The following is a 12,212-nucleotide window of genomic DNA, read 5'->3' as shown; positions in this document are numbered from 1 at the left end:
CGCCCCCGCGCGCGTGCGGGTATGGTGTGGCCATGACGCGCGTATCGGCAGCCGGACAGGGGCGGAGCGGGCGCCACCCGCTCACCGCGAAGGTGCCCGTGCTCGGACTCGGGCTCTGGGTCACCCTGCTGGCGTGGCGGTGGGCCACGGGAGGGCTCCACGAGTTCCTCCTGGCCGAGACGCTCTTCCTCCTGGCGCCCCTCGTGCTCGTCCCGCTGGGCCTCCCGCTCACCTTCGTCCCCGTGCGCTCCGGACGCACCTCCCGGCTCTCCACCCTGCTCGCTGTCCTCCTCCCCCTCGGGGCCCTGGGGCTCGTGCCGGCGTTCGCCCTGGCGCTGCCCTGGCAGGCCCGGGTCGCGCTGGGGCTGCCCTACCTGCTCTTCACGGCCTGCGCCGCGCTGTACGGGCTCGTGCGTCTGGCCGGACGCAGCGCGTTCCTGGTGGAGGAGCTGGCCCTCGACGTGGCCCTGCTGTGCCTCCCCGGGGGCTCGGTCTGGCTGCTCACCTGGTTGGGGGATTTGCCGCTCCTGGGCTTCCAGGGACTGTGGGTGCTGCTCACCGCCATCCACTTCCACTTCGCCGGCTTCGGGTGTCTGCTCATCGTCGGGCTGCTCGGCCGGCTCCTCGGGTCACACCGGACGTCTGCCCCTCGCGCCTGGCGTCTCCATCCAGCCGTGGCCGTGGGGCTGATGGGGGCCTTCCCCCTGCTCGCCGCGGGCATCGCCGGCCACCGCGCCCTCGAGGTGCTCGGCGTGGCGCTCTACGTGCTCCTGCTGCCCGTGCTGGCGGGGCTCCTGCTCGTGGGGGCCGCACGGGTGGACTCCGAGGGCGTAGGCCGCTGGCTGCTGGTGGGAGCGGGCCTGGCGCTGCTCGGCTCCACCACGCTCGCGGGCCTCTGGGGCCTCTTCCGCCCGAGTCTCGTGGCGCTGCCCACCATGCTCCGCTTCCACGGCACGCTGAACGCGGTGGGCTTCGTGGGACTTGGGCTGCTCGGGCTGCGCCTTCTGCACCCCGTCTCGCGCGCCAACGAGGCGGGCGTGGTGTTCAGCCGGCTGAGCTCCCGTGGGAGGACGGGCCCGCGCTTCTTCGAGCGCCTCGCATCACCGGACGGACGCCAACCCACGGGCCTCGTGGACGACTTCTCCGAGTACGCACGTCCCGACTTCGACCCGCTCCAGGTGGACCCGGAGGTCCGGCGCTTCTATGAGCACACCGCGGGCTACACGTTGTGGGTTGTCCCGGACTGGAAGCCTGGCTTCCGGCTCGGCTGCCGGCTGTGGGGGTGGTTCGCACGGCGGGTGCAGCAGCTCGTGCTCCCGAGCGACACGCGCCTCCAGCGCCATGGGGTGAAGGGCGCCATCGTCGCCGTGGATGACGGGGCGGACGGTCGCGAGCGCGTGCGCGGGTGGATCCGCACCTACGCGAGCGATGGGAGTCCCATCTACGTGGCCGCCTACTCCAGCCACGTGGCCGGCGGGATGCGGTACATGAACATCGCGTTCCCCCTGCCCTTCTCCAACATGACCAGCATCCTGCGGCTGGACCATGACGCGCCGGGAGGCACGGGGCTGCGACTCACCTCGTGCGCGCAGGAGGAAGCGCCGGGTGGGGACCAGGGTGTGTACCTGGCCAACCCGGTGCTCCCGCTGCGGCTGCCCCTCAACGAGACCATCTGGGTCTGGAGCGCCGAGGGCACACCGCGCACGGAGCCGCCTTGTGACGACCCGGCGGTGGTGCTGCGGGCCCGGCATGAGATGTGGTTCCTCGGAAGGAAGTACCTGGAGCTGCACTACTTCATCGAGCGCGTCCCTCACCCCCTCCACACACCGCGCTGACCGGCGGCTTCCTCCCAAGCCTCACCGAGGCGCGTCCAGCCCTGGTGCTCCGGCGCAGGCGTTCGCCAGCGCCTTGTCCTCGGGCACGGAGGCCCGGCGCATGGGCTGCGCCCTGCCGTACGTCAGCGAGCGAGACACCCACTCGACGGGGCCGAAGCGGAAGCGCGTCAGCCACAGATGGCTGAAGACGCATTGGAGGGCGAAGATCGCCACGGCCAGCGCGAGCTGCGCCGCCGACCCCAGCTTGCCCATGAGGCCCAACCCGTACCCGTAGAATAGGAGCACGCCCATCACCGACTGCAGGAAGTAGTTCGTCAGCGCCATGTGACCCACGGGCGCGATCACCACCAGCAGCCGCCGCCACGCGTCGCGCTGGAAGAGCAGCGTGATGCCCGACACGTAGGCCGCCGCCATCCCCAGCTCCGCGAGATGGCGCATCGGGCTCATGGCATACGGCAGCCACGGGAGCTCCCCGGGGTTGAGGATCTTGCGGGAGAAAAGCTGCCCGACGAGCACGCCCACACCGCTCGCGAGGAGCCCCAGCCCCAGGCCCCACCCGAGCAGCCGGCGGAAGAAGCCCAGGTGCTGGGGCGCATCGTGGAAGAGGCGGCGGCGCCCCGCCCACAGGCCCAGCAGGAAGCGGCCGACGATGACGGGCAGGAAGGTGCTGAGGTGCCTGCCCAGGTCCCCGAAGTAGTACGCCGCGCCCGACCGCACCGTGTCGAGCCAGGAGCCCTGCGAGAACGCCTCCAGCACCTGGGCCTTGACAGCCATGGAGTGCTCCTGGGCGGCCTTCGCGGCCTCCTCGGCACCCGACGAGCCGAGTAACTGCGGCAGCCGCAACGCCAAGTTCCAGAGCTGCGGCCCGAGGAAGATGAACGCGGCGGCCCAGAGGAGGACGGTGCGATCCGCGCGCTTGTAGAACAGCAGCAGCGTGAAGCCCATCAGGGCGTACGTGCTGACGATATCGCCCTGAAAGAGGAGGAAGAGGTGCGCGAGGCCGAGGCCCAGCATCACCACCAGCCGCCGCACGAAGACCGGAACGATGGAAGTGCCGCGACCCTCGGCGCGCCCGAGCTGCACCGCGAATCCCAGGCCGAACAGGAACGACAAGATGGTGATGAATCGGCCGGAGAGCAGCGGGCTGAAGGCGTGATTGATGGCGATGTCCAGCCAGGAGGCACCCTGGAGGGCCGCCTCGGACTGGGCGCGCGAGAGGAACATGCGCCCGCTGAACCACAGGTAGACGTTGGCCATGAAGACGCCGCACAGCGCGAAGCCGCGCAGCGTGTCGAGGAGGACGAGGCGCTCACTCTCATCGACGGGACGGGCATACGCGCTCGGGGCTGGCGTGGAGGGCATGACGGAGGAAGCATAGCAAAGCCTGGGCCAGCCTCGCACCAGTGCCCGGGCTCACATGCCAGGCGGAAAGCGAGAGGACCCCCGCGCTTGCAAGACACTCCACCCCGAAGTGAAGGCCGCGCTTGAGCGATGCGGCGTGCCACTTCTGGGACGAGGCTTCTCGGGAACGGCTGGCGCTCAACCCAAGACACGCGCCAGGAAAGGCGCCGTGCGACTCGCTGCCGAGGTGGCGACCTCGGTGGGCGTTCCGGACACCACCACGCGGCCTCCCTCCTCACCAGCGCCCGGGCCCATGTCGATGACCCAGTCGCTCGCCGCGATCACCCGCATGTCGTGCTCGACGAGGATGACGGTGTTGCCCAACTCGACCAGCCCCTCCAGTTGCGCCATGAGCTTGTCCACGTCGGCGGGATGCAGTCCGGTGGTGGGCTCGTCCAGGATGTAGAGCGTATTGCCGCGCTGCACCCGTTGCAGCTCGGTCGCGAGCTTGATCCGCTGGGCCTCGCCGCCGGAGAGCTCGGTCGCGGGCTGGCCCAGCCGCAGGTAGCCCAGGCCCACCTCTCGCAAGACGCCGAGCGAGCGCAGCACCTGCGGCTCCTCGGCGAAGAACTCATGGGCCGCATCGACGGTCATCCCCAGCACCTCGGCGATGTTCTTTCCGCGGTACTGAATCTCCAGGGTCTTCGCGTTGTAGCGGGCCCCGTGACACGTGGGGCACGGCGCATAGACACTGGGGAGGAAGAGCAGCTCGACGCTCACGAAGCCCTCGCCTTCGCAGGTCTCGCAGCGTCCCTTGGCCACGTTGAACGAGAAGCGTCCGACATCGTAGTGACGGGCGCGTGCCGCCTTGGTCGCGGCGAAGAGCTTGCGAACGTTGTCGAAGAGCCCCGTATACGTCGCCAGGTTGGAGCGCGGCGTGCGGCCAATTGGCTTCTGATCGACTCGCACCAGCCGCTTGATGCCCTCCATCCCCTCGACAATTCGCCCGCCCGTGGTGAGCACGACGGCGCGCTCCAGCTCCTCCCCCTCCTCCTCGGGGGGAAGCTCATGACCGAGCTGCTCGGCGACCAGCTCCACCAGGACCTGGCTCACCAGGCTCGACTTGCCCGAGCCCGAGATGCCCGTCACCGTGGTGAAGACGCCCAGCGGGAAACCCACATCGAGGCCGTGCAGGTTGTTGCGAGTGACGCCCTCGAGGCGAAGCCACCCCTTGGGCGAGCGGGGGGTGCGGCGCCGAGAAGCCTCGGCCCCGAAGAGGTAGCGCCGCGTCTGGGACGCCTCCACGGCTTCGAGCCCTTCGAGCGGACCGCTGTAGAGGATGCGCCCGCCCTTCTCTCCCGCCGCCGGTCCGACGTCGACCACCCAGTCGGCGTGCTGGATGACGTCCACCTCATGCTCCACCACGAACAGCGAATTTCCCGAGCCCTTGAGCTGGTCGAGCGCCTTCAGCAGCGCCTCGGTGTCCGCGGGATGGAGCCCCGCGGAGGGCTCGTCGAGCACGTACACCACGCCGAACAGATTGGAGCGCACCTGGGTGGCGAGCCGCAGCCGCTGGAGCTCTCCGGGCGAGAGGGTCGGCGTGCTGCGCTCGAGCGAGAGGTAGCCCAGCCCGAGCCCGACCAGCACCTGGATTCGCGCCAGCAGGTCCTTGGCGATCCGCTCGGCGACCAGCGCCTTCTCCGGGTGCTCCCGCGCCAGCTTCGCCGCCCCGGGCGCCGTGCCATCCGTGGCGGGACGCAAGATGTCGGCGACGCGCTTCAACGGCAGCCGGGAGAGCTCGCCGATGTCGAGGCCCGCGAAGGTGACGGACAGGGACTCGCGACGCAGCCGCTTGCCCTGGCAGAGGCGGCACGCCCCGCTCACCATGTACTGCGACACCCGCTTCTTCATCAGCGCGCTCTGCGTCGTGGCGAAGGTCTGCAGCACGTAGCGCCTGGCGCCCGTGAACGTCCCCATGTAGCTGGGAGGCTCCTTGCGCTTGAGGGCACGACGCGTCTCCGCCGGAGTGAAGCCCGCGTAGACCGGGACGGTCGGCTGCTCGTCCGTGAAGAGGATCCACTCCCGATCCTTCTGCGGAAGCTCCCGCCAGGGGCGGTCGACGTCGTACCCGAGCGTCACCAGGATGTCGCGCAGGTTCTGGCCGTGCCAGGCGGGAGGCCACGCGGCGACCGCCCGCTCGCGGATGGTCAGCGAGTCATCCGGCACCATCGAGCGCTCGGTCACCTCATAGACCCGGCCCAGCCCATGGCAGTCGGGGCAGGCTCCCGCCGGGGTATTGGGCGAGAACGCGTCGGAGTCGAGGTGCGGCTGGTGGGGTGGGTAGTTCCCAGCGCGCGAGTACAGCAGGCGCAGGGAGTTCGAGACGGTGGTCACGCTGCCCACGGACGAGCGGGTCGTGGGTGCGCCGCGGTGCTGCTGGAGGGCTACCGCTGGGGGCAGACCATCGATCGCGTCGACCTCGGGGACGCCGGCCTGGTCGATCAGCCGCCTCGCGTACGGGGCCACGGACTCGAAGTACCGCCGCTGTGCCTCCGCATAGAGCGTTCCGAAGGCCAGCGAGGACTTGCCCGAGCCAGAGACCCCCGTGAAGACGACCAGCGCGTCACGCGGCATCTCCACGTCCACGTTCTTCAGGTTGTGCTGGCGGGCCCCCTGCACCCGGATGAAACCCGTTCTCGTGCCGCCTGAAGTCGCTGGAGGGTGATGACCGCGGAGTCTGGGCATGTGCACCACGCAGGAAGGTCGTGGAGGCGTATTCCCAGAACCCAGGGGCCTTCTCAAGCGGACATGAGCAGCCAGAGCCGGTGAACCACCTGGAAGAACCCTTGTGAACACCACAGCAGGATCAGCAGCCACATCCAGGGCGTACCCCTGGTTTTTCGAGGGGGGACCGCCCCTCCAGTGGTGGCGGTCCCCCCGAGCGACCCTACTCGTGCTGCGTTACAGCGACTGCAGGAACCGGAGGAGCGCGCTGCGCTCCGCGCTGGTCATCCGGACGAAGGCCTGCTGCGCGGCCTGCGCCTCACCGCCGTGCCAGAGGATGGCCTCGGTCAGGTTGCGCGCGCGGCCGTCGTGCAGGTAGGCCTCGCCGCCGCTGACACCCGCCGTCAGGCCGATGCCCCAGAGCGGAGGCGTCCGCCACTCGGCCCCGGAGGCCTGGCCTTCCGGCAGGTTGTCCGCGAGGCCAGTCCCCATGTCGTGCAGGAGCAGGTCCGTGTACGCGTGGATGGTCTGGTTCCGCAGCTCCGCGTTCGGGTGGTACGCGCTCGTGGTCAGCGTCTCCGTGTGGCACTTCGCGCAGCCCGCGTTCCGGAACAGCGTCTCACCCTGGAGGGCCTGGGTGTCGCGGTAGTCACGGCGCGCCGGGACGCCGAGCAGGGCGATGTAGCGGGTGAGCTTGTCGAGATCCGTGCTGTTCAGCTCGGTGCTGGTGCCCGTGCAGCCGGTCTGCGACGTGCCGCAGTCCAGCGTCGTGAAGACGGGGCTGGTGACGCCGATGTCATTCCTGAGCGCCGCCGCGACCTGGTGACGCACCCGCGCCGAGCCGGCCTTCCAGCCGAAGCGACCCAGGCGCGTCGCGCCGGTCTCCGGATCCGTCACGGTCTGCATGCGCCCGGAGATGCCATCGCCATTGCTGTCGGTGGGATCGGCGAGGCCGGCGACCGCCGTCTCGGGCACGGCCTCCAGCAGACCCATACCGACCAGCTGCGGGGTGATGCGCGCCGAGTAGTGCGTGGGGGTGACGTTCAGGAAGCTGTAGGTCGGCTTGCGCAGCTGGTAGGCCGTGCCGTCGGTGAACGTGCCGTTGGAGAGCGTCCAACCCGAGATGCGCACGTCCGCCTCGGGCGTGCCGCTGGTGCTGCGCGGCTGCAGCCGGTAGCCGAGGAACGGATCCGCGCTGACGGTGGTGCCGCTGACCCGGCCCACATTGACCGTGTAGTTGCTCAGCGTGGTGTTGACGGCGGGCGGCAGGCCGCGACCGTTCTGCACGTGGCAGGCAATGCAGGAGCGCGCGATGAAGTTCGGCCCGAGCTTGTTCACCTGGGTCGTGAAGATGGGGTTGTTCGGCTCGGAGTGGGTGCCATCCCCGAAGTCGGTGTGGTGGATGCGCCGACCCTCGACGAAGGGCTGCGCGTTCACCGGCGCCATGTTCAGCGCCATCTGCAGGAAATGGTTCCTCGGCTCGTTGGACAGGTGCTGGTTGCCCGTGGTGCGGCCGCCGCTCTGGCCGATTGCCGGCATCGGGAAGGAGTCCTGGTTGGTGCCGGAGACCTCGAGCGGCACGATGCCGCCGGTGCCAACCATGTACAGCATGATGGTGGAGTAGTAGTTGAACCGGCCGTCCACCGGCTGCCGCAGGAAGACACCGACCTCGAGTTCCATCCGGTCACCCACGCGGATGGCCCGGCCCTCCTTGGCGTTGAAGTTGACGCTGGCGGTGTACTGGTAGTCGTTCACCGTGGTGAAGTCCGCGTTGTGGAAGTACTCGGCCTCGGTGTTGAGGCCGCGGAAGAACGCGCGGAAGTCCGGGCTGTCATACGGGTAGGTGGTGTGGAGGTTGACGACGATCCGGCTGCCGCCCTTGGCCACCTCGTCCACGATCTCGATGTAGTGCGTGCGCTTCTCGAAGTAGCGCGACAGGTAGTGGTCGTAGGCCTGGTACTGGTCCTCACGCGCGTGACGGTCGCGCACGCGGTCACCGACGCGGGTGATGATCGCCGTGGCCGTGTCCTGCACCGTGGCCGGCTCCAGCGCCGTGCCGCTGTTGAACAGGGGCACGATGCTGCCCGTGTCGCCGCCGCCAGTGCCCGCGTCCGTGCCACCGCCAGTGCCCGCGTCCGTGCCACCGCCGGTGCCCGCGTCCGTGCCGCCGCCGGTGCCCGCATGGGTGTACCGGGTCCAGGCGGTGTCCTGGGCGCAGTTACAGGCGAGGTCCCAGTAGGTGAAGGAGTAGTCGACGAAGTGGCCCGCGGCCAGGTTCGTCACCGTGAACTCGTTGCGGCCATTGACGACCGTCATCCGCACGTTGAGCTGGCCACCGTTGTTGACCTTGTAGTGGATGTCCGCCCACGAGGTGGTGTTGATGAAGAAGAGCGCCGAGGTGCCCGAGGGTTGGACCCCGAACGTGGCGGCGGCCCAGGCGGTAGTTGCCAGGAGCGTTGCGACCAGTAATCCGACTGCCGTTGCTGCGGCTTTATTGCGCATGTGGTTTCTCTCCAGTCGAGTCCTCCGCACGGAACCCCGAGAAACTCCACCGTCCGAAGGAAGTCCCCATGTTAAGCCTATAGGCCCGAATTCCTATAGAGTTCGGTAAACCCACCTAATAATGTTGAATTTGTGGCAGTAGCCTTCCTGCCCTCCCGAGGGAACGGCGTGGCGCGTCAGGCGCGAATACGCGCGCGCCCCCTACCTGCAACCACCAGAGAACTTGCAATCGCCGGCAGGTCGCTGGTACTTTGTTCATCACTCGAACGAACTCAGGTGCGTTCGTGAGGGGATGGAGTGGGAGAATCCGGAGGCGCGGTCGGCCGCACCGGGCGCGCGTCGGGAAGGTTTCCCATGACGCGGGGCGTCCACGGTGACGCGGCGCACGACGCGGACCCGGTTCTCAACGGCATCCTACTTCTTCGTCGTACGCACCAAGCCATCCAGCAGCGGAGGGGAGCCAGCTATGCAGCGACACAAGCGTTTCGCGTGGACGTGGGCGGCAGCGGGACTGTTCGCGGTGACGGGCCTGCTTGGGGCCTGTGATCCCGAGGAGACGAATCCCAAGCCGGACGCGGGGACGCAGGCGGACGCCGGCACCAACCCGCAGACGGACGCCGGCACCCAGACGGACGCGGGGACGACGACGGCGCTTCCGCTGGCGGTGGATGGGACGTGGATCCCGAGCGGCTACATGGGCGACACCCAGGGCATCCAGCACGCGGAGGAGTGTGCCAACCCGCGCCCCGGCAGCAAGCTGGGCACCTGCCACCGCTACACCTGGACGCCCGGGTCTCAGGGTTGGGGCGGCGTGTGGTGGCAGTACCCCGAAGGCAACTGGGGCAACAGCAACCCCAAGGTGGCCGGGTTCGAGGTCCCCAAGGGTGCGAAAGCCGTGTCCTTCTATGCCTGGGGCACCACGGGTGACGAGAAGGTCACCTTCCTCGTGGGCATGGGGCCGACCGTCGATGGCTTCGAGCTGAAGTTGGCGGAGGTCCCGCTCACGACGGAGCCGAAGCAGTACTCAATCGACGTCAGCAGTATCGCCTACGGGAAGGTGGTGGGTGGCTTCGGCTGGGTGGCCGGTGACAGGAAGACTCCTCTCGTCTTCAACATCGACGACATCCAGTGGCGCTGACACCCACCACAGCTTCCACGCGGCCAACCGGAGCGTGAGCACACAATGAGAGCGGGAATGGTGGAAACGACGGTCGACGCGGCGGGCATGCGCGAGCGCAACAGCAGCCTGCTGCTGAACATGATCTGGCGCGAGCAGCAGCTCTCCCGGGCGGAGATTGCCCGGCGCACGGAGCTGAGCCCGTCGACCGTGTCCGCCATCGTCGCGGACCTGGAGCACTCGGGTCTGGTGCGCAACATCGGCACCGGCGTGTCGCGTGGCGGCCGCCGCCCCACCCTCATCGGCTTCTGTGACGACGCCTTCAGCATCATCGGCGTGGAGATGGGCGCCACGCACGTGACGACCGTCCTCACGGACCTGCGCGGTCGCGTGCGCGTCCACCGGCACTCCCCTCAGGCGGTGCGCGACGATCCGAAGGGCACGCTCCAGAAGGTGCGGGAGATGGTGCAGGAGTGCCTGGATGCGGAGCGCGTGCCGCGCCGCTCGGTGCTGGGCATGGGCGTGGCCGTCCCGAGCCCCGTCCACCCGTCCGCCCCGGGCAAGCTGTCCCCGCTCATCGTGCCGGCGTGGCGCGACTACGACGTGCAGGAGTGGCTCAAGTCCGCCTTCAGCATTCCGGTGCTCGTGGACAACGACGCCAACCTGGGAGCGCTGTCGGAGCGCTACTGGGGCGCGGGAGTCGGGGGCGAGGACCTGACGTACATCAAGCTGGGCACGGGCATCGGCTCCGGCTTCATCATCCACGGGGACGTCTACCGTGGCTCGGGCGGCACGGCCGGTGAGATCAGCCACATCGCCGTGGACCCGGCCGGCCAGCAGTGCGTGTGCGGACTGCGCGGGTGCCTCGTCACCCTCATCGGCACCGCGGCGCTGGTGGAGCGCGCCCGGGAGTTGATGGGCCCGCGGGGCCGCCGTGCACCCACGGTGCGCGAGCTGGTGGAAGGCGCGCGCGCGGGCGAGCCGGCCGCACGGCAGGTCATCGACAGCCTGGGGCACTACCTGGGCATCGCCGTGGCGGGCCTGCTCAACCTGCTCAACCCGGCCATCGTCGTGCTCGGCGGGGAGATCTCCTCGGTGGGAGACCTGCTGTTGGATCCGCTGCGCACCTCGGTGCGCAAGCGGGCGCTGTCCACCTCCATGGCGGAGACGCGCATCGTCACCTCCGCGCTGGGAGACCGGGCCATCGCGGTCGGCGCGGCCACCCTCGTACTCCAGGCGGCGCTGCGCGACCGCTCCCTCTTTCCCCTTCAACACGTCAGGAAGACAGCATGAACCACCTCCGTCTCCTCCCGTGGCTCGCCGCCCTGGGTACGATCGCGTGTGACCCGGCGGCCAACGTGACCCCCAAGCCCGACGTGCTGCCTACCACCGCACAGCCAGGCAAGGACTGGAAGCTGGTGTGGCAGGACGAGTTCGAGGGCACGGCGGGCACCCCGCCCTCCGCCGAGCGCTGGGTACACGACGTGGGAGGACACGGCTGGGGCAATGAGCAGCTGGAGTTCGACACCGCGAGGCCGGAGAACGCCTCGCTGGATGGCACCGGCAACCTGGTCATCACCGCGCGCAAGGAGAGCTACGGCGGGCGGAGCTACACGTCCGCGCGAATCAACTCGAGCGGGCGCTTCGAGCAGGCCTACGGCCGGTTCGAGGCGCGCATCCAGCTTCCCGTGGGGCGCGGCATCTGGCCGGCGTTCTGGCTGCTGGGCGCGAACATCAACGAGGTGGGCTGGCCGGAGTGCGGGGAGATTGACATCATGGAGTACCGGGGCCAGCTTCCGGCGCTCACCCGCGGCTCGCTCCACGGGCCGGGCTACTCCGGCGGGCGCAACATCGGCTCCGAGTTCGCCGTCAGCGGCAAGAAGCTCAACGAGGACTTCCACGTCTACGCCGTGGAGTGGGAGCCCAACCGCATCCGCTGGATGCTGGACGGCACCACCTTCTTCGAGGCGACGCCCTCGCGCCTGCCCGCCGGGACTCGGTGGGTGTACGACCATCCGCACTTCATCATCCTCAACGTGGCGGTGGGCGGTGGCTTCGTGGGGCCGCCGGACAGCTCCACCGTGTTCCCGCAGCAGATGAAGGTGGACTACGTCCGCGTCTACACGAGGGCCCCATGAAGCCCGCGCTCTGGCTGCTGCCCCTCCTGCTGGTGGCCTGCACCTCGGAGCCCCGCCCCAGAACTCCGGGCGTGCTGTTCGTCTCCGTGGAGCAGCAGAGCGCATGGGTGCGTAACTTCAACCCGCTCTTCACCGGGGCGGGGGCGCGCTGGCCCACCCGGGCCGGCGTCTACGAGTGCATGGAGCTGTTCATCCCGTCCACCGGCCAGTGGACGCCGTGGCTGGCCACGGCGCACGCCTGGTCCGAGGACCGCCGCTCGCTGCGCTTCACCCTGCGCGAGGGTGTGCGCTGGTCCGACGGAAGGCCCTTCACGGCCGAGGACGTGGCCTTCACCTTCCAGCTCCTCAAGAAGCACCCCGCCCTGGACGCGGGCGGCGCGTGGCGCTTCCTGGAGGACGTGCGCGCCGAAGGGACGCACACGGTGGCGTTCCAGTTCTCGCGCATCTACATCCCCGGCTTCTCGGAGCTGGCCCACCAGCCCATCGTCCCGCGCCACGTCTGGGAGCACGTGGCGGATCCGGTGACGTTCACCAACCCGGAGCCGGTGGGCACCG

General features: G+C 69.3%; 8 protein-coding genes. 5 read left to right on the top strand and 3 right to left on the bottom strand.

The window, feature by feature from the left end; translation table 11 throughout:
* Window positions 1-1,835: YndJ family transporter (locus VF697_RS28905; protein WP_331099966.1), on the top strand; the 1,835-nt coding region annotated here is incomplete at its 5' end.
* 21 nt (window positions 1,836-1,856) lie between these two features.
* Here the strand turns inward: VF697_RS28905 and VF697_RS28900 are convergent.
* From VF697_RS28900 to VF697_RS28890, 3 genes are all read right to left on the bottom strand, one after another.
* Window positions 1,857-3,197, bottom strand: a complete 1,341-nt coding sequence (locus tag VF697_RS28900; protein ID WP_331099965.1) for a DUF418 domain-containing protein — start codon at window positions 3,195-3,197, stop codon at window positions 1,857-1,859.
* A 177-nt stretch (window positions 3,198-3,374) separates the two neighbouring features.
* Window positions 3,375-5,921 carry an excinuclease ABC subunit UvrA gene (gene uvrA / locus VF697_RS28895; RefSeq protein WP_331099964.1) on the bottom strand — a complete coding sequence of 849 codons (2,547 nt, stop codon included), beginning with the start codon at window positions 5,919-5,921 and terminating at the stop codon, window positions 3,375-3,377.
* Between the two features lie 216 nt (window positions 5,922-6,137).
* Window positions 6,138-8,402, bottom strand: coding sequence for a di-heme oxidoredictase family protein (locus VF697_RS28890; RefSeq protein ID WP_331099963.1), 2,265 nt, complete (start codon window positions 8,400-8,402; stop codon window positions 6,138-6,140).
* Between the two features lie 466 nt (window positions 8,403-8,868).
* Between VF697_RS28890 and VF697_RS28885 the strand changes: the two genes are divergently transcribed.
* From VF697_RS28885 to VF697_RS28870, 4 genes are all read left to right on the top strand, one after another.
* Window positions 8,869-9,540, top strand: a complete 672-nt coding sequence (locus VF697_RS28885; RefSeq protein WP_331099962.1) for a hypothetical protein — start codon at window positions 8,869-8,871, stop codon at window positions 9,538-9,540.
* 57 nt (window positions 9,541-9,597) lie between these two features.
* The gene (locus VF697_RS28880) at window positions 9,598-10,812 is read left to right on the top strand and encodes an ROK family transcriptional regulator (RefSeq protein ID WP_331099961.1); all 1,215 of its coding nucleotides are present in this window, start codon (window positions 9,598-9,600) and stop codon (window positions 10,810-10,812) included.
* Complete coding sequence (locus VF697_RS28875) at window positions 10,809-11,657, top strand: glycoside hydrolase family 16 protein (RefSeq protein WP_331099960.1); 849 nt, start codon at window positions 10,809-10,811, stop codon at window positions 11,655-11,657. Before VF697_RS28880 ends, VF697_RS28875 begins: the two co-directional genes overlap by 4 nt.
* The coding region (locus VF697_RS28870) for an ABC transporter substrate-binding protein (protein WP_331099959.1) at window positions 11,654-12,212 on the top strand (559 nt) is incomplete at its 3' end. The genes VF697_RS28875 and VF697_RS28870, both read left to right, overlap by 4 nt.

Source organism: Archangium sp. (assembly GCF_036388035.1).
Classification (GTDB): Bacteria; Myxococcota; Myxococcia; order Myxococcales; family Myxococcaceae; genus Archangium.
This window is presented reverse-complemented; position numbering and strand designations above follow the sequence as displayed.